At 68.5% G+C, this 18,207-nt stretch carries 18 protein-coding genes; 12 read left to right on the top strand and 6 right to left on the bottom strand.

Going from position 1 to position 18,207, the window contains the following annotated elements; genetic code table 11:
* Nucleotides 1-36: 36 nt before the first annotated feature.
* Nucleotides 37-3,546, top strand: coding sequence for a transcription-repair coupling factor (gene mfd / locus MWU52_RS17080; RefSeq protein WP_246954309.1), 3,510 nt, complete (start codon nucleotides 37-39; stop codon nucleotides 3,544-3,546).
* A gap of 18 nt (nucleotides 3,547-3,564) precedes the next feature.
* Nucleotides 3,565-4,854 (top strand): cation:proton antiporter, encoded by a 1,290-nt coding sequence (locus tag MWU52_RS17075; protein ID WP_246954307.1) that lies wholly within the window; start codon nucleotides 3,565-3,567, stop codon nucleotides 4,852-4,854.
* On the opposite strand, the gene MWU52_RS17070 is transcribed toward MWU52_RS17075, so the two are convergent.
* From MWU52_RS17070 to ruvC, 5 genes are all read right to left on the bottom strand, one after another.
* Nucleotides 4,851-6,047, bottom strand: a complete 1,197-nt coding sequence (locus MWU52_RS17070; RefSeq protein WP_246954656.1) for a multidrug effflux MFS transporter — start codon at nucleotides 6,045-6,047, stop codon at nucleotides 4,851-4,853. The two genes, MWU52_RS17075 and MWU52_RS17070, sit on opposite strands and share 4 nt — an antisense overlap.
* Nucleotides 6,048-6,103: 56 nt before the next feature.
* Nucleotides 6,104-6,751: a DsbA family oxidoreductase gene (locus MWU52_RS17065; protein WP_246954305.1), complete on the bottom strand. Its 648-nt coding sequence runs from the start codon at nucleotides 6,749-6,751 to the stop codon at nucleotides 6,104-6,106.
* Nucleotides 6,752-6,827: 76 nt separating this feature from the next.
* Nucleotides 6,828-7,844, bottom strand: coding sequence for a Holliday junction branch migration DNA helicase RuvB (gene ruvB / locus MWU52_RS17060; protein ID WP_246954304.1), 1,017 nt, complete (start codon nucleotides 7,842-7,844; stop codon nucleotides 6,828-6,830).
* A gap of 7 nt (nucleotides 7,845-7,851) precedes the next feature.
* The gene (gene ruvA / locus MWU52_RS17055; RefSeq protein ID WP_246954303.1) at nucleotides 7,852-8,493 is read right to left on the bottom strand and encodes a Holliday junction branch migration protein RuvA; all 642 of its coding nucleotides are present in this window, start codon (nucleotides 8,491-8,493) and stop codon (nucleotides 7,852-7,854) included.
* Nucleotides 8,494-8,502: 9 nt separating this feature from the next.
* Entirely contained in the window at nucleotides 8,503-9,000 is a 498-nt protein-coding gene (gene ruvC, locus MWU52_RS17050; protein WP_246954302.1) for a crossover junction endodeoxyribonuclease RuvC, read from the bottom strand.
* A gap of 271 nt (nucleotides 9,001-9,271) precedes the next feature.
* Between ruvC and MWU52_RS17045 the strand changes: the two genes are divergently transcribed.
* On the top strand, nucleotides 9,272-9,463 hold the full coding sequence (locus MWU52_RS17045) for a DUF1127 domain-containing protein (RefSeq protein WP_246954301.1): 192 nt from the start codon (nucleotides 9,272-9,274) through the stop codon (nucleotides 9,461-9,463).
* 65 nt (nucleotides 9,464-9,528) lie between these two features.
* On the opposite strand, the gene MWU52_RS17040 is transcribed toward MWU52_RS17045, so the two are convergent.
* Nucleotides 9,529-10,413 (bottom strand): 50S ribosomal protein L11 methyltransferase, encoded by an 885-nt coding sequence (locus MWU52_RS17040; RefSeq protein ID WP_246954299.1) that lies wholly within the window; start codon nucleotides 10,411-10,413, stop codon nucleotides 9,529-9,531.
* 99 nt (nucleotides 10,414-10,512) lie between these two features.
* On the opposite strand from MWU52_RS17040, the gene MWU52_RS17035 reads away from it, so the two are divergent.
* From MWU52_RS17035 to tilS, 9 genes are all read left to right on the top strand, one after another.
* Entirely contained in the window at nucleotides 10,513-11,145 is a 633-nt protein-coding gene (locus tag MWU52_RS17035; protein ID WP_246954297.1) for a hypothetical protein, read from the top strand.
* Nucleotides 11,142-11,528, top strand: coding sequence for a tol-pal system-associated acyl-CoA thioesterase (ybgC, locus tag MWU52_RS17030; RefSeq protein ID WP_246954296.1), 387 nt, complete (start codon nucleotides 11,142-11,144; stop codon nucleotides 11,526-11,528). Before MWU52_RS17035 ends, ybgC begins: the two co-directional genes overlap by 4 nt.
* 174 nt (nucleotides 11,529-11,702) lie before the next feature.
* Complete coding sequence (tolQ, locus tag MWU52_RS17025) at nucleotides 11,703-12,401, top strand: protein TolQ (RefSeq protein WP_246954295.1); 699 nt, start codon at nucleotides 11,703-11,705, stop codon at nucleotides 12,399-12,401.
* A complete protein-coding gene (locus tag MWU52_RS17020; RefSeq protein ID WP_246954294.1) occupies nucleotides 12,402-12,887 on the top strand; it encodes an ExbD/TolR family protein in 486 nt (161 codons plus the stop codon).
* Between the two features lies 1 nt (nucleotide 12,888).
* Nucleotides 12,889-14,079 carry a hypothetical protein gene (locus MWU52_RS17015; RefSeq protein WP_246954293.1) on the top strand — a complete coding sequence of 397 codons (1,191 nt, stop codon included), beginning with the start codon at nucleotides 12,889-12,891 and terminating at the stop codon, nucleotides 14,077-14,079.
* A 173-nt stretch (nucleotides 14,080-14,252) separates the two neighbouring features.
* Complete coding sequence (tolB, locus tag MWU52_RS17010) at nucleotides 14,253-15,524, top strand: Tol-Pal system beta propeller repeat protein TolB (RefSeq protein WP_246954654.1); 1,272 nt, start codon at nucleotides 14,253-14,255, stop codon at nucleotides 15,522-15,524.
* A gap of 10 nt (nucleotides 15,525-15,534) precedes the next feature.
* Nucleotides 15,535-16,050, top strand: a complete 516-nt coding sequence (gene pal, locus MWU52_RS17005) for a peptidoglycan-associated lipoprotein Pal (protein WP_246954292.1) — start codon at nucleotides 15,535-15,537, stop codon at nucleotides 16,048-16,050.
* Nucleotides 16,050-16,910: a tol-pal system protein YbgF gene (ybgF, locus tag MWU52_RS17000; protein WP_246954290.1), complete on the top strand. Its 861-nt coding sequence runs from the start codon at nucleotides 16,050-16,052 to the stop codon at nucleotides 16,908-16,910. The genes pal and ybgF overlap by 1 nt, the downstream gene beginning before the upstream one ends.
* Nucleotides 16,907-18,154, top strand: a complete 1,248-nt coding sequence (gene tilS, locus MWU52_RS16995) for a tRNA lysidine(34) synthetase TilS (RefSeq protein WP_246954289.1) — start codon at nucleotides 16,907-16,909, stop codon at nucleotides 18,152-18,154. The genes ybgF and tilS overlap by 4 nt, the downstream gene beginning before the upstream one ends.
* Nucleotides 18,155-18,207: the final 53 nt, after the last annotated feature.

Raw genomic sequence — 18,207 nt, 5'->3', positions numbered from 1 at the left:
TTGACACCGGCCCCGCCGCCGTTACCTGCACCATCCATGTCTGACGCCCCCAACCCGCTGCCCCCGGGCCATATCCGCGTCGGCGGCGCGCCCGAAGGGTTCGACGCCCGCGTCCTGTTGCGCGAGTTGGAGAAGGGTCAGCCGGTCGTCCATGTCGCGCGCGACGACAAGCGGGCCGAGGCGATGGCCGCCGCCCTGCGCGTCCATCAGGCCGGGATCACGGTGCTGCGCCTGCCGGCCTGGGACTGCCTGCCCTATGACCGCGTCTCGCCCGCCGCCGAGGTCTCGGCCACGCGGATGGCGACGCTGACGGCGTTGGCCCATGGCCTGTCCGGCAAGTTCATCCTTCTGACCACACTGTCGGCGATCACGCAGCGCATCCCGGCCCGGGCGACGTTGAAGGGCGCGGGTTTTGCCGCCCGCATCGACCAGCGGATCGACGAGGGCGCCCTGCGCGACTTCCTAGTCCGCATGGGGTTCACCCAGACCCCCACGGTGATGGAGCCGGGCGACTGGTCCCCCCGTGGCGGCATCATCGACATCTGGCCGCCGGGGCAGCCGCAGCCGGTACGGCTCGACCTTTTCGGCGACACGCTGGACGGGCTGCGTCGGTTCGATCCAGTCACGCAGCGCACGACCGAGCAGTTGAAGCTGATCGAACTGGCCCCCGTCTCCGAGGTCATCCTCGACGGGCCCGCCATCACTCGCTTTCGGCAGACCTACCGCATCGAATTCGGGGCCGCCGGCACCGACGATCCGCTCTACGAAGCGGTCAGCGCGGGCAAGAAGGCGCAGGGGATGGAGCACTGGCTGCCTTTCTTCCACGACACGCTCGAAACGCTGCCCGACTATCTGCCGGGCGCGACCTTCGTGATGGATGACGCGACCCCCGCGCATCACGCCGAACGCTGGACGCAAATCACCGACATGTACGACAACCGGCGCGAGGCGATGATGGCCAAGGGCCGCGTCGACAGCGTCTACAAGCCCGCCCGTCCCGACACGCTCTACCTTTCGCCCGATGCGTTCGAGGCGACGCTGGAGGGCCGACGCGTCCTGCACCTGTCGTCCCTGCCCGCGGCACCCGGCCCCGGCGTAATCGACGCGGGCGGCCGCATCGGCCGCAGCTTCGCGCCCGAACGTCAGCTCGAAGACATCAACCTGTTCGAGGTTCTGGCCAGCCACATCGCCGACAGGCGCGGCGACGGCGGCGTCGTCATCGCCTCCTATTCCGGCGGGGCGCGCGAGCGGCTTCAAGGCCTGCTGGAGGATCAGGACGTCGCGGGTCTGAAGGCCGTGAAGCGGCTGGAGGAGGTGGCCAGGGGCGAGGTCGGGCTGGCGATCTGGGCGCTTGATCGCGGGTGGGAGGGGCCGGTGGGCAAGGGCCGCCTGACCGTCATTTCCGAACAGGATGTGCTGGGCGAACGCCTGATCCGCGGCAAGAAGAAGAAGCGCCGCGCCGAGAACTTCCTGACCGAGGCGCAGGCCCTCTCGGTCGGGGACCTCGTCGTCCATGTGGACCACGGCGTCGGCCGGTTCGTCGGGTTCGAGACGGTGACGGCCGCCGGCGCGCCGCATGAATGCCTGACGCTCGAATATGCCGGGGGCGACCGCCTGTTCCTGCCGGTCGAGAACATCGAACTGCTCAGCCGCTACGGGCAGGAGGAGGGTTTGCTCGACAAGCTCGGCGGTGGCGCTTGGCAGGCCCGCAAAGCCCGCCTGAAGGAGCGTATCCGCCAGATCGCCGAACGCCTGATGCGCATCGCCGCCGAGCGTGCCCTGCGCCGCGCCCCCATCCTGGAGCCGCCCCGCGACATGTGGGAAAGCTTCGCCGCCCGCTTCCCCTACGAGGAGACGGACGACCAGTTGCAGGCGATCGAGGACGTGGCGAACGACCTCGCCTCCGGTCAGCCCATGGACCGGCTGATCGTGGGCGATGTCGGTTTCGGCAAGACCGAGGTGGCGATGCGCGCCGCCTTCATCGCCGCCACCTCCGGCAAGCAGGTCGCCGTCATCGCACCCACCACCCTGCTGGCGCGGCAACATGCGAAGTCGTTTCAGGACCGGTTCCGCGGCCTGCCGATCACCGTGCGCCAACTGTCCCGCTTCGTCCCGGCCAAGCAGGCGGCGGAGACGCGCGCGGGCATCGCGGACGGCACCGTCGACATCGCCATCGGAACCCATGCCCTGCTGGCAAAGCAGGTCAAGTTCCGCGAACTCGGCCTTCTGGTCATCGACGAGGAGCAACATTTCGGCGTCACCCACAAGGAACGCCTGAAGGAGATACGGTCCGACGTCCATGTCCTGACGCTCTCGGCCACGCCGATCCCGCGCACGCTGCAGATGTCGCTGACCGGCGTGCGCGACCTCAGCATCATCGGCACGCCGCCCGTCGACCGGCTGGCGATCCGCACCTATGTCAGCGAGTTCGACGCCGTGCAGGTGCGCGAGGCGCTGCTGCGGGAGCATTACCGCGGCGGTCAGTCCTTCGTCGTCGTGCCCCGTATCAGCGATCTGAGCGAGATGGAGGCGTTCCTGCGCGAGCAGCTGCCCGAACTCAGCTACGTCATCGCGCACGGGCAGCTTGCCGCGGGCGATCTCGACGAGCGGATGAACGCCTTCTACGACGGCAAGTACGACGTGCTTCTGTCGACGACGATCATCGAATCCGGCATCGACATTCCGACCGCGAACACGATGGTCATCTGGCGCGCCGACATGTTCGGCCTATCGCAACTCTACCAGATCCGGGGCCGTGTCGGACGCTCGAAAACCCGCGCCTACGCCTTCCTGACGACGAAGCCGCGCGCGAAGCTGACGCCGAATGCCGAACGACGGCTCAAGGCACTCGGCTCGATCGACGCGCTCGGGGCAGGGTTCAACATCGCCAGCCAGGATCTCGACCTGCGCGGCGGCGGCAACATCATCGGCGAGGAACAGTCGGGCCAGATGCGCGAGGTCGGCCTCGAACTCTACCAGTCCATGCTTCAGGAGACGATCGACAAGCTGAAATCCGGCAGCGCCGATCTGCCGGACGCGCTTTCCGACGATTGGTCGCCTCAGATCAACCTGGGCGTGCCGGTCCTCATCCCCGAGGATTACGTGACCGATCTCGACCTGCGGCTGGGCCTCTATCGCCGCCTGTCGGGGCTGGACCGCAAGGTCGAACTCGAAGGCTTCGCCGCCGAACTCATCGACCGCTTCGGCCCGCTGCCGCGCGAGGTGAACGTCCTGCTGCGGATCGTGCGGATCAAGTCGATGTGCAAGGCCGCCGGGATCGAGAAGCTGAATGTCGGCGCCAAGGGCGCGACGGTCGAGTTCCACGGCAACCGCTTCGCCCGGCCCGAGGGGCTGGTCGACTACATCAAGGCACAGAACGGCGCTGCGAAGATCAAGGGTGACAAGCTGGTCGTCCTGGGCGATTTCGCGTCCGAGGCGGACCGCATCAAGGGCGGCTTCGCCATCGCCCGCGACTTGGCCGTACATGCCGGCGCGGCCAAGGCACGGGCGACCCCGTCGTCGAAAACCCGCGACGTCGCGACCTGACGGGCTAGGTCCCCCCCGATGTGGGGAACGATCGACGGGCGCGACGTAATCTATACCATCGTGGGGCTGGCCCTGTTCGGGCTGACCCTGCAACCGGCGTTGCAACGCTACAAGGTCTTCAACCTGCCGCTGCTCTACGTACTGATCGGGGCGGCCTTGTCCGCGGCGGGGATGCTGCATATCGACCCCCTGCGCGGCGGCTGGCAGTCGGGCGTGGTCGAACATGCCGCGGAACTGATCGTCATCATCTCGCTGGCCGGCGCGGGCCTTGCCATCGACACGCCGGCAAGCTGGCGGCGATGGAACCCGACCTGGCGCCTGCTGGTGGTGACGATGCCGCTGACGATCGGGGCCGTCGCGTTTCTCGGGTCGTCCTGGCTTGGCCTGTCGCTGCCGGCGGCGCTTCTGCTGGCGGCGGCGCTTGCGCCCACCGATCCGGTGCTGGCCCGGTCGGTCCAGGTCTCTCCGCCGGGCAAGGGGGAAACCGCGATGGAGGTCGCGCTGACCGCCGAGGCGGGCCTGAACGACGGCCTGGCCTTTCCGTTCATCTATCTGGCCATCCATGCCGCGACGCTGGGTGTGTCGCAGATGGTCGGCGGCGAGGCATGGCTATGGTCGTGGATCGGGTTCGACGTCCTTTATCGGGTGGCCGCGGGGGTCGTGGTCGGCATCGCCGTGGGCTGGCTCATCAGTCGGATCATCTTCAGCCCCATCGGCGACGGATCGCAGGGAGCCTGGAACGCGGTCGTCGTCATCCTGTCTGCCACGCTGATCAGCTACGGCGTGACGGAGGCGATCGACGGCTACGGCTTCCTCGCGGTCTTCTGCGCGACGCGGAGCGGACGTTCCCGTACCCGCAACACCGATGACGAAGGATACGAGAAATATGCCCACCACGGGGCCGAACAGCTGGAGGCGATCCTGCTGGCCATACTGCTGCTGTGGCTGGGCACCTTCGTCGGGGCGGGCGCCCTGTCGGGCCTGACCTGGCAGGAGGTGGCCTTCGCCCTCCTCCTGATCTTCATCCTGCGGCCGCTGGCGGGTCTGCTGGCCCTGATCGGGTTCGACTGCCCACGGTTCCAACGCAACAGCGTGGCGTTCTTCGGCATCCGCGGAATGGGTTCCGTCTTCTACATCGCCTATGCCCAGAACCATGCCGATTTCGGCGATATCGACATGGTCTGGCGGATTGCGGTGGTCGTGATCCTCGTGTCGATCCTGGTGCATGGCTATGCCGCCAACATCTTCCTCGGCGGCGAGGACCTCGTCGAAACCCACCCCTACAAGGAGGACACGCAGGACGGCTAGCGCACCTTCTGGCCCACGAAGGGGTCCTCGATCTGAACCGGCTCCTCCTGCAGGCGCGCGGCAATGGCCAGGGCTACCAGCAGGCTCAACGCGACGCCGGCCATGAGCGGGAACGGCGTGCCATCGAAAGCGAGGCCGATCGGGGCGGCGACGGCGACCGCGAGGATCGTGCTGATGGCCGAGATGACGGAAGACGCCATGCCCGCCAGATGGCCCATCGGCTGCATCGCGATGGCGTTCAGGTTGCCGATGGTCAGCCCAGCGAGCGCGAAGCTGCCGACTTGCCAGACGAAGAACAGCGGAAAGCGCAGCGACATGGGCACCATGTCCGCGAACCAGAGCGCGGCCAGCACCACCGACAGGCACATATGGCCGGCAACCGCCCGCCGGATCAGCCAGACCATGCCAACCCGAACGACGAGGCGCGCGTTCAGGAACGAGGCCGACCCCGAAAGCAGGGCGATCACGCCGAACCAGACCGGAAAGCTCTCGCCCATGCCGAACGCGATGTCGTAGATCGGCTGGACGCTGGTGATCGTGGCGAAGAGCGTGCCGAAGGTCAGCGTCTGCACGATGATGGCCCGGCGCACGTTCGCATGACCCAGCACCTCGCGCAGGGCCGCGATCAAGCGCGTCAGCCGGAGCGTCCGGCGGGCCTCCGGGCGTAGGGTCTCGGGCTGGCGCAAGGCAAGCCAGAGGGCCGATACCGTCGAGAAAAGGACAAAGGCCCAGAAGACCCCGCGCCATCCGAAGCCCGCGATTATGAATGCGCCCATCAGCGGCGCGATCGCCGGGACGAGCGTGAAGACCATCATGATGAAGCTGGACACGCGCGCCATGCCCCGCCCGGCATAGAGATCCCGTATCATCGCCTGGGCCACCACGCGCGGGCCGCTGGCCCCCAGACCCTGCAGGACGCGCGCCGCCAGTATCGTCTTCAGATCCGGGGCGAGCGTGCAGAGGATCGCGGCCACGCAATACACCACGGCCCCCCCGATCATCACCGGCTTGCGCCCCACCGCGTCCGAGAGCGGGCCGGAGAACAGCGTTCCGATCCCCATGCCGAAGACGAAAGCCACGATGACCAGTTGCGCGGCATTCGGGTCCGCCGGCGAAAGTTCCCGCCCGATTTCAGGCAGGGCCGGCAGCATCGCATCGATCGAAAACGCGATCGTCGCGGACAGCATCGCCATCAGCGCGACGAATTCCGGCAGCGAAAGCGCGGGACGAACCGCGGGGGCGGCCTTGGTCACGCGTCGTCCGCGGCGATCTGCGCGAGGATGTCGTCGATCACCTTCGCCCACAGTTCCGGCGGCTGTGCGCCGCGCAGGACATGCTGGTTGGCCAGGATGAAGGTCGGCACGCCGGTCACGCCCCGTTCGCGGGCATGGGCGTCCCGGGCGCGGATGTCCCGGGCATCGGCGTCGGTGGCGAACAGGCGGGTCAGCATGTCGCCGTCCATCCCGATCTGCGTTCCGATCGCAATCAGGGTCGCGATGTCGCCGATGTCGCGTCCCTTTTCGAAATAGGCCTCGAACAGGGCCTGGACGGCATGGGTCTGCTTCTGCTCAAGGCGCGCCCAGTGGATCAGCCGGTGGGCGTCCAGCGTGCTGGGCGTGCGCGCAATGCGGTCCAGGGCGACATCCAGTCCCGCCGCCTCGACCGCCTCCACGACGGGCGCATAGGCGCGCATCGCCCCATCCTTGCCGCCGAATTTCGCCTCCAGATAGGCGCGGCGGTCCATCCCGTCCGCAGGCATATCGGGGTTCAACTGAAACGGATGCCATTCCAGGATGAACGGGTGATCGGGAAGTTTTTGCAGGGCCCGGAAAAGATGCGTCTTTCCGATGTAGCACCAGGGGCAGATCGGATCGGACAGGATGTCGAGCTTGACCATGATTGCGCCCCTTTGCGGATTTCGACGACCCTAGGATGACCGGCGGTCGGGCGAAACCCCGCCCCCAGTCATGCCATCAGCCGAACAGATCATCCTTCCGCGTGGGGGCGTCCAGACCCAGATGGACCCATCCCTTGGCGGCGAGGGCCCGGCCCCGGGGCGTGCGCGCGATCAACCCCTGCTGCAGCAGGTAGGGCTCGATCACCTCTTCCACCGCGTCGCGGCTCTCCGACAGGGCGGCGGCGATCGTCTCGATCCCGACCGGGCCGCCGCCGTAGTTCTCGGCGATCAACCGCAGATAGCGCCGGTCGGAGGCGTCGAGCCCGAGATGATCGACGCCCAGCCGCGTCAGCGCAGAATCCGCGATGTCCTGGGTCACCGTTCCGTCGCCCTCGACCACGGCGAAGTCGACCACCCGGCGCAGCAGTCGCCCGGCAATGCGCGGCGTGCCCCTTGCGCGTCGCGCGATCTCCTGCGCGCCGTCCTTCGTGGCCGGCGCGCCGAGAAGACGTGCGCCGCGCGTCACGATGTGATGCAGCTCCGGCACGGTATAGAACTCCAGCCGCGTCGGGATGCCGAAGCGGTCACGCAGCGGCGTCGTCAACAGCCCCAGACGGGTCGTGGCACCGACGAGCGTGAACGGCTGCAAGTCGATCCGCACGGTCCGCGCGGCCGGCCCCTCGCCGATCACGAGGTCGAGGGCGAAATCCTCCAGCGCCGGATACAGCACCTCCTCCACGGCCGGGTTCAAACGGTGGATCTCGTCGATGAAGAGAACGTCCCGCGCTTCGAGGTTCGTCAGGATCGCTGCCAGGTCCCCCGCCCGCGCCAGCACCGGGCCGGAGGTCATGCGGAACCCAACGCCCAGTTCGCGCGCCATGATCTGCGCAAGGGTCGTCTTGCCCAGGCCGGGCGGGCCGTGGAACAAGACGTGGTCCATCGCCTCCTCGCGCCGACGGGCGCTTTCGATGAAGACCTTCAGGTTGGACCGGGCCTCGGCCTGGCCGATGAACTCGTCCAGGGTCTGCGGGCGCAGGGCCCGGTCATCCGGCACATCCTCGGGGGTCGCAGGGTCGAGCAGGGGATCGCGCATCGCGGGTTCAGTCCTTCGGGGCCAGTTCACGCAGCGCGGCGCGGATCAGATCGCTCGTGTCCGTGGCATCGCCCGCGACCGACGCCACGGCGCGGGCGGCATCCACCGGGGAATAGCCGAGATTGGCCAAGGCCGACAGCGCCTCCGCCCGGCCGGCCTGCGGCCCGCGCGCGGATGGCGGCGGGGCTTCCCCGTCGGAGACAGGAACGATGCCCCCCCCGGCATCGCCTTCTTCCATCATCATCATCGCGGGCGCCTTGCCCTTCAGTTCGAGAACGACCCGTTGCGCGATCTTCGGCCCGACCCCCGGCGCCGCCTTGACCGCATTGGCATCCCCGAGCGCGATCGCCTGCGCCACGCCATCCACGCCGAGCGTGCCGAGTATCGCCAGCGACCCCTTTGCCCCGATTCCCTGCACTCCGGTCAGCAGCCGATGCCATTCCCGTTCCTGGACGGTCAGGAAGCCGAAGAGCTGCAGCAGATCCTCGCGCACCAGGAGTTCCGTCCAGAGGGCGCAGGGCGACTTGACCGGCGGCAGGGCCGAGATCGTGCGATCCGAGCAGTAGACCAGATAGCCGACGCCGTTCACGTCGAGCAGTACGTGATCCGATGCCTTGTGATCCAGCCGTCCGGTCAGCCTGCCGATCATGTCCGCCCCTCAGGCCCGCATCGCGGCCGCGAGCCGACCGGAGGATTGCAGATGGAACGCATGACAAAGCGCGATGGCAAGCGCATCCGCCGCATCGTCGCTGTCGGGGACGCATCCGGGCAGTTGCATGCGGACCATGTGCTGCACCTGCGCCTTGTCGGCGTGACCGACGCCGACCACGGACTTCTTGACGGCATTGGGCGCATATTCCCCCACGGCCAACCCCGCCTGCGCCGGAACCAGCATCGCCACCCCGCGCGCCTGACCCAGTTTCAGCGTGCCCTGCCCGTTCGCGTTCACAAAGGTCTGTTCGACCGCGGCCGCGTCCGGACCGTAAGCGGCGACCACGGCGCCGAGGTCGCCGTGCAGTGACAGAAGGCGTTCGGCAAGGTCGGCGCCGGCGGGCCGGCAGGTGCCGCTGGCCACGTAGCGCAGCCGGGACCCGTCGCTGTCGACCACACCCCAGCCGCAGGCGCGAAGCCCCGGATCGATCCCCAAAATGCGCATCCTGCCAAGGCCCCGATGTTCTCGCTTTGATCCTAGCTAGCACAAGGATTTCCGCTGGGCCAGCGCCGCACAGACGTAGGCGGAACGGAACCCGCCAACGCCCCACGCAATTCTGGAGCTGCGCAATCGGATTTCTGCCATGCAGAAATCACATGTCAGGCATGCTTGCTCGATATTTGTGCAGTCTGCGAACGTGTCCTATCTGCCGAATGTCCGAAGCAGCCGATCGGCTGCATCCATCGCAGCCCATCCGCCCCCCAAGGAACACATCATGGCTACCTTCGACCAATTCCGCCCTGCCCGCCCGGCACCCGCCTTCGGTTTCATCTCCAACGTTCTGGGCATGCTCATCGCCTGGAACGATCGCCGCGTGACGCTCAAGCTGCTGAACGGCCTGACCGAGCGCGAACTCAACGACATCGGCCTCGAGCGTGCCGACCTGGTGAATTGGTCGCGTCGATAGAGACGATGCTTCGGTCGGGCTGAACGCCCGATGCGGGTCGCTCCTTCGGAGCGGCCCGTTTTCGTTCAGCGCCGCCGCAGCGTCAGCGTTGTCCAGTCGCCCAGGCTGCGCTGCCGGAAAAGGTCGAACCCCGCGGCGTCATAGGCTGCCACGACGTCATCGGCCTGCGGGTTCAGGATGCCCGACAGGATGGCATACCCCCCCGCGGCGCAATGGTTGGCCATTTCGGGGGCCAGATCCACCAGCGGGCCCTTGAGGATGTTCGCGAAGATCAGGCCGAACGGCGCGTCGGCGGCCAGGTCGGGATGTGCGAAGCCTGCCGCCTCGATACAGGTCAGCCGACCCGCCAGATCGTTCACCGCCGCGTTGGCGCGCGCCACGTCCACCGCGACCTCGTCGATATCCGACGCGATGATGGGCACGTCGCGCCAGACCTTGGCCGCGGCCATGGCCAGCACGGCCGTGCCCGCACCGATATCGGCAACAGAAACCGGAGCCAGCCCGTCCGCGAGCAGCTCCTCGAAGGCGAGAAGACATCCCTGGGTCGTGCCGTGATGACCGGTGCCGAACGCCATCGCCGCCTCGATCAGAAGCGCGATCCGACCGGCGGGAACGCGGTCCGCATCGTGGCTGCCGTAGACGAAGAACCGCCCCGCCTCGACTGGCTGCAATTCGCGGCGCACATGGGCGACCCAATCGGTGGGCGGCACCTCGGACACGACGAACGGCCTGGCATCGAAGGCCGCCGCCAGCAGGGCAAGCGCGGTCTGGTCCGGCGCCTCGGCGAAGTAGGCGCCGACCTCCCATAGGCCGGATCCATCCTCCATCTCGAAGACGCCGACACCGTCGGGCTCCATCGTTTCCTCCAGTGCCCGGCCCAATCCTTCGGCGGCCTGCCTGTCGGTCAAGATCGTCAGCGCCGTCCAGCTGGCGGGGGTTATGTCGGACATTCGCGGACGCTCCGGTTCTGGTCGGGCCGGGTTACGCCGAAGGCCCGGCCGGGTCCAGACCGGCTGGACGACCGCGCATCGACATGGCACCCCACGGGAATGACGTCCCTCTCCCCCGAAGCCGTCGAGGCGTTGTTCACCCGCAGCGACCGCTCATACCTCTTCGCCCGCTGGGGCAGGCCGATCGTGCCGGTCGTGTTCGGCGTGACGGATGCGACCGTTTCGATCCTGAAGGGCGCGATCGAGGCGCTCTGCGTGCTGACCGACCACCGGCTGGCCGAGACCGACGCCGAACTGGGCGCGAACCTGATGGTTTTCTTCGTCGCCGATTGGGGCGAGCTGACGGATACGCCCAACCTCGACAGATTAATCCCCGAACTGGATGCGCTCGTCGTCCGGCTGCGCGCGGCGGACGCGAACCAGTACCGGATTTTCCGGTTCGACGACGACGGGGCGATCAAAGCGTGCTTCAGCTTCGTGCGGATGGACGATCAACTGGCCGACGTCCCGGCCGAAACGCTTGCCCTGAACCAGATGGTTCAGGCGCTCCTGCTGTGGTCGGACACGGCGTTCACCGACCATTCGCCGTTGGCGCTGGCGGACGGCCGCGCGATCCTGCGGCCCGAGATCGCGGACGTGATGCGCGTGGCCTACGACCCCGTCCTGCCCGCGATGGCGCAGGACCCGAGCCACGCGCTGCGACTCTACGCGCGGCTGGGGCGGGCCCAGTGAGCCATCTCTGGCAGGTGCGCGTCTACTACGAGGATGTCGACCTGGCCGGCATCGTCTACTACGCGAACTACCTCAGATTCATCGAACGGGCCCGGTCGGAAATGGTCCGCGCGGCGGGCATCGACCAGGACGCGATGCGCGCTGCGGGGCACGTCTTCGCGGTGTCGCATGTGTCCGCCGACTATCTCAGTCCGGCGCGCTACGACGACCTTCTGGATATCGAGACGAAAGTGGCGGAACGCTCGGCCGCGCGGTTCACCCTGCGGCAGACGGTCGCCCGCGGGGGAATCGACCTGTTCCGGGCCCGCGTGACCATCGTCTGCATGGATCTTTCGGGGCGCCCCCGCCGACTGCCCCCGGCCATCGCGGAACTGGGCCGCTAGGCGTGCCCACCGGGCGGCCCGGGCATGCAGCACGGGACATCGCGTGGCCGCGAAAAGACGCGCGACGATCCGCGCATTGGCCGAAGCATCTCGCCAAGGTCATTCCCTTCTGCTAGAATCCCGCGCAGCACAAAGCGGTCGATAAACGACCCAAATTAAGGACGGGCGGTCCACATGGAAACCGAAGTACTGGCAGCTGCCAGCGAGATCGACTTTTCGATCTGGGCGCTGTTTCTGCGCGCGACCTTCATCGTGAAGGTGGTGATGATCATGCTGTTCGCGGCCTCGATCTGGGTCTGGGCGATCCTGATCCAGAAGGTGATGCAGTTCCGGCGCGCGCGCGGCCACGCCGCCGCCTTCGACCGAGCCTTCTGGTCGGGCGAGCCGCTGGACGAACTCTACGACCAGATCGGCGACCGGCCGCGATCGGCCTCGGAACGCATCTTCGCGTCGGCCATGCAGGAATGGTCGCGCAGTCATCGCGACGATGGCGGCCTGATCGCCGGGGCGCAGTCGCGCATCGACCGCACGATGGACGTGGCCATCGCCAAGGAACGCGACCGCCTGACCAGCGGGCTGACCTTCCTGGCCACGGTCGGGTCGACCGGCCCGTTCGTGGGCCTGTTCGGAACGGTCTGGGGCATCAAGCACGCGTTCGAGCAGATCGCGATCAGCCAGAACACCAACCTGGCCGTCGTGGCACCCGGCATCGCCGAGGCGCTGCTGGCGACGGGCCTGGGCCTGCTGGCCGCGATCCCGGCGGTCGTGTTCTACAACAAGCTGAGCCGCGATGCCGACCGCATCACCGGCAACTACGAAGCCTTCGCGGACGAGTTCGCGACCATCCTGTCGCGCCAGCTGGACGCTGCCTGAATGGGCGGGGGCATGATCCAGCCCGGTGGGGGCGCGAACACGCGCCGTCGCCGGGGGGCGCGTGGCAGCGCGCCCATGTCCGAGATCAACGTGACGCCCTTCGTCGACGTGATGCTGGTGCTGCTGATCATCTTCATGGTCGCCGCGCCCCTTCTGACGGCGGGCGTGCCGATCGAATTGCCCGAGACGGCTGCCGCTCCCCTGCCGCAGGAGCAGGAGGAGCCGCTCGCGCTGACCGTCGCCGCAGACGGACGCGTCCTGATCGGATCGACCGAGGTGCCCCGCGACGAGTTGCTGCCCCGCCTGCGCGCGATCGCCGGCGAAAGACAGGGCGACAAGGTGTTCCTGCGCGCCGACGGATCGGTCCCCTATTCCGAGGTCATGGTGATCATGGGCGCGCTCAACGCAGGCGGCTTCCGCAACATCGGCCTGGTGACCGATGCCGGCGGCCCGACCCTGGACGGGGCCGACGAGGCAGGCCGATAGGATGGAACGCCGCACGGCAGTCGCGCTCTCGGGCACGGCCCATGCGGGCGTCGTGGTCTGGGCCCTGATCGGCGGACTGTTCAACCCGGTCGAGGACGAGGAACGGCTGAGCGTCGCTGCCGTCTCGGTCGTGTCGTCGGCGGAGTTCGACGCCCTCGTCTCGAACGCGCCGGTGACGCCCGAGGCGCCGGCCCCCGAGGCTCCGGCGGCGCCGCAGCCCTCCGAACCGGTCGACGTGCCCACGCCCACAGAAGAGGCGCCGCCGCCGCGTCCCGCGCCCCAGCCCGAGACGCCGGAGCCCACGACGCCCGACCCGACGCCAGATACGAGCCAGCTGACCCCGCCGCCGCAGACCGAGGTCGTGCCGGAGGTGCCCGATGCCCCCTCCGCGCCGGCCGAGGCGCCGGATGCCCCGGTCTCGGATCGCCCCGCGCCGCGGCAGGCCGACATCGTGACCGCCACGCCGACCCCCGCACCGCCCCCTTTGACCGAGACGGCCCCCGTGGCCGAAGCCCCGGCCACGCCCACGCCCGCCGAACCCGACGAGCCGCTGGAGGAGGCGCCCGAGCCCGCCGCGCCCGAGGAAACCGCCCCCGTCATCGTGACCGAGGCCGACACCCCGTCGGCCGCGCCCGAACGGTCCATCCGGCCATCGCGCAAGCCGACGCCGCCGCAACCGGCCGTCGCCGCGGTCGAGGAGCCCGACGAAACCCCCGCCCCGACACCGGCAGCGGACGCGCCTGAAAGCGCGCCCGCGACCGAAACCGTGGATGATGCGCCGGCCGAGGAGGCGCCCGCCTTCGACGTCATGGCCGCCTTGACCGAGGCCAACGAGGGCGAAGGCAGCGCACCCCCCGCCCCGTCCGGCCCGCCCCTGACCCAGGGCGAGCGCGATGGCCTTCGTGTCGCGGTCAGCCGGTGCTGGAACCTCGGAAGCCTGTCGACCGAGGCGATGCGCACGACGGTCACGATCTCCATGGAAGTCGGCCGCGACGGGGTCCCGCGGACCGACAGTATCCGTTTCGACGGGTTCGAGGGCGGGTCCGAGGCGGCGGCGCGCCAAGCTTACGAGGCGGGACGACGCGCGATCCTGCAATGCGGACGCGACGGGTTCGACCTGCCGCCCGAGAAATACGAACAGTGGAAGGAAATCGAGATGACCTTCAATCCGGAACAGATGCGACAGCGCTGATGCAAAACGTGATCGCGAACCTTCGCCCCGCAGCAAGGAACCTTCGGAGAGGCATTGAGAAAATCCGGCGCTTTGGCGATACCCGGACTGACCCACGGATGGAAACGACGAGGTTTCGGGTGACACGACTGCTCAAGGCGCTTTGCGCCGCCCTTCTGCTCGCGACGCCCGCGATGGCGCAGGACGCGCCCGGCCCGCTTCGGATCGAGATCACCGACGGCGTGATCGAGCCGCTGCCCTTCGCGGTGCCGACCTTCGTCGCGCGCAACGATGCGGCGACCGAACTGGCCGAGGACCTCACCCGCGTGATCTCGGCCGACCTGACCAATACCGGCCTGTTCCGCGAGATCCCGAAGGATGCGCATATCGCCCGCGTCGGCAGCTTCGACGCGCCGATCCAGTTTTCGGACTGGAAGGCGATCAACGCGCAGGCGCTCATCACCGGCTCCGTCCTGGCCGAGCCGGACGGGCGGATCGTGGTGCAGTTCCGTCTCTACGACGTCTTCTCGGAGGCGCAGTTGGGCGAGGGCCTGCAATTCGTCGGCACGGCCGAAGGCTGGCGCCGGATGGCCCACAAGGTCGCCGACGCCGCCTATAGCCGCATCACCGGCGAGGACCCCTATTTCGACAGCCGGGTCGTCTTCGTGTCCGAACAGGGGCCCAAGGACGCGCGGCAGAAGCGCTTGGCCGTGATGGATTACGACGGCGCGAACGTGTCTTACCTGACGTCGTCGGACGCGATCGTCCTGGCGCCGCGCTTTTCGCCCGACGGCAGCCGGATCATCTATACCGGCTACGAGTCCGGCTTTCCCAAGGTGACCGTCATCGACGTGGCCACCCTGCAGAAGACGACCGTGGGCGGCGTCGACCAGAACATGAGCTTCGCACCCAGGTTCAGTCCCGACGGCGGCCGCGTCGTCTATTCGGCCGAAGTGGCGGGCAATACCGACCTCTACGTCCTCGACCTGAACTCGGGGGCGACCACGCGCCTGACCACGGCGCCGTCGATCGAGACCGCCCCCAGCTTCAGCCCCGACGGCAACCGCATCGTGTTCGAGAGCGACCGATCCGGCGCGCCGCAACTCTATATCATGCCGGCCGCCGGCGGCGAGGGCAGCCGCGTCAGCTTCGGCGAGGGGCGCTACGGCACCCCGGTCTGGAGCCCCAAGGGCGACTATATCGCGTTCACAAAGCAGAATGCGGGGCGTTTTCACATCGGCGTCATGCGCACCGACGGCAGCGAGGAGCGCCTGCTGACCGGCGCGTTCCTGGACGAGGGTCCGACCTGGGCCCCCAATGGCCGGGTCGTCATGTTCACCCGCGAGACGGCCGGGGCGCAGGGGGCACCGGCGCTCTATACCGTGGATATCACGGGACGAAATCTTCAACGCGCCGCGACCCCTGCGGCGGCTTCGGACCCTTCCTGGGGTCCCCTTCTGAACTAGAGGCAATGACATGAAAACGACAGCGATCATCCTGATGACGGCCCTGGCGTTGACCGGCTGCGGAAATCGCCTCGGCGGGGCCGATGGCGGAGCGGTCGACCTGAACGCGGGGGCGGCGGGCGCGGGCGGCATCGTTCCGGGCAGCGCGAACGACCCCACCTCCATCGCCTATTTCCAGCAGAATGTCGGTGACCGCGTCCTCTTCGCGGTCGACCAGTCGACCCTGTCCTCCGATGCGCAGGCGGTGCTGACGGGCCAGGCGCAATGGCTGAACAGCAACCCCGAATACACCGCGCTCGTCGAGGGCCACGCCGACGAACAGGGAACGCGCGAATACAACCTCGCGCTGGGCGGCCGCCGGGCCAACGCCGCGCGCGACTACCTGATCAGCCAGGGGGTCGCCGCCAGCCGTCTGCGCACCATCAGCTATGGCAAGGAGCGTCCGCTGCAGGTCTGCTCGACCGAGGCGTGCTATAGCCAGAACCGCCGCGCTGTGACGGTGCTTGCGGCGGGGGCGGGTGTGTGATGCGGCTGGCGCTGGCACTGACCCTTGCCCTGGCTTGGCCCGCGGCCGCGCAGCAGGACGAAACGCTGGCCGACATCCGGCAACAGCTCTCGGTCCTTCAGGTCGAGATGCAGAAGTTGCGCGGCGAGTTGAACACGACCGGCGGGCCCTCGGTGAGCGTCGGCGGCTCGACCGTGCTGGACCGCGTCAACGCGATCGAGTCCGAGTTGCAGCGTCTGACACAAGCCGCCGAGCGCATGGAGTTCCGGATCGAGAGCGTCTCGCGCGACGGGTCCGCACGGATCGAGGATCTGCGCTTCCAGCTTTGCGAGCTGACCGAAGATTGCGATCTGGCCGAGCTGCCCAACCCCGGCCCGCTGGGCGCCGAGACGGCCACGGAGGGGGGCGAGACCACCGAGGGCGCCGACACCGACACGGCGGCCTCGGGCGCGATCACACCGGCCGCGCCCGCGCCCGAGGGTGACGGCGCGGAACTGGCCGTGGGCGAACAGGCGGATTTCGACCGCGCGAAGACACTTCTCGACGCGGGTGACAACGCCGCGGCGGCCGAGGCTTTCGGCAAATTCCTCTCAACCTATCCAACAGGTCCGCTCTCGACGGATGCACAGTTCCACCGCGCCCAGGCCCTGGCCCGCGCCGGCAAGAACGCGGACGCCGCCCGGGCCTATCTGGAGACGTTTTCGGGCACCCCCGAGGGACCCCGCGCGCCCGAGGCGCTGGTCGGGCTCGGCCAGGCGCTCGCTGCCCTGGACCAGACCGACGAAGCCTGCCTGACCCTTGCCGAGGTGGTGATACGTTTCCCCGACTCGCCGACCGTGGCGCAGGCGAACTCGGCGCGGGCCGGCCTGAACTGCCAGTGAAGGATGGGGTCGAGGGCCGGCTCGGGGCGGCCCTCGACACGCTCTTCGATCTGCATGACCCGCGGGGTGACGGCCCCGTCGCCATCGCGATCTCGGGTGGGGGCGACTCGACCGCGCTGCTGCTCGCGGCACAGGATTGGAGCAAGCGGCATGGGCGTGCGATCCTGGCCGCGACGGTCGATCACGGGCTGCGGCCCGCTTCGGTCGACGAAGCGGATCACGTCGCGCGTATGTGCCGGTCGCGCGGCATCCCGCACGAGACACTGCGCCTGAACGGCCTGCATGACGGCCCGAACCTCCAGGCCCGCGCCCGCGCGGCGCGCTACGACGCGCTCTCGGATTGGGCCATCCGGGTTCGCTGCGACGTGGTCCTTCTGGGCCACACGGCCGATGACGCGGCCGAGACGCTGATCCTGCGCCTGAGACGCGGCGCCGGGATCGACGGGCTGGCGCGCATGTCGGAGTGGTTCGGCGACCGGCCGGCCTTCGCCCGCCCCTTCCTGGACGTGCCGCGCGCGATGTTGCACGAGATGCTGTCCGCCCGGGGTGTCACTCCGTTGCAGGATCCATCGAACGACGACCGACGCTTCGACCGCGTGGCCGTCCGTCAGGCAATCGCGGAACTGAGCCTGGACATCGGAAACCTGACCAAATCCGCCGAACGCCTCCGCGAAGCGCGGCAGAGCCTGGAGCGGCGCGCCTGCGACATCGCGGCCGCGATCGCTCGGGAGGATCGGGGGGACCTGCTGCTGGACTGGCGCGCCCTTTCCGATCTGATCGACCGGGAGCGGGAGCAGGCGCGGCGGATTTTGCTGGGCGCACTCCGCTGGGTCGGCGGCGATGCCTATCCGCCAAGGGGGTCGGAACTGATGACGCTGCTCCAATCCGTTCGACAGGGGCGGGACGGCACCTTGGCCGGTTGCCTGTTCCGCCACGAAGGCGACCGGTTGCGGATCGCCCGCGAACTCGCCGCAGCCGGCCCGCCCTGTGCCACGGACGCGCTCTGGGACGGTCGCTGGCGCGTCGCCGGCCCAGGCGGGCCCGGCCTTTCCGTCGGGGCGCTGGGTCACGACATCCGGCACACACCCTGGCGGAATTCCGGGCTGCCGCGCGCATCCGTCATGGCATCTCCGTCAATTCGCGGTAAGGAGGGGGAACTGATCGCCGCGCCCCTGGCCGGAATGCCCGCCGGATGGTCCGCAGAACCCTGCGTCCCGTTCACGCAGGTTCTGATCGACCGTTGAACCCCCTGCCGGGATGACTATCTTCCCGGTCAATGCCATGCGCGGCGGCTGAT

The sequence above is a fragment of the Jannaschia sp. S6380 genome (assembly GCF_023015695.1).
In the GTDB taxonomy this organism is placed as follows: Bacteria; Pseudomonadota; Alphaproteobacteria; order Rhodobacterales; family Rhodobacteraceae; genus Jannaschia.
Note: the sequence above shows the minus strand (reverse complement) of the source record. Positions and strands in the feature narration are given on the sequence as shown.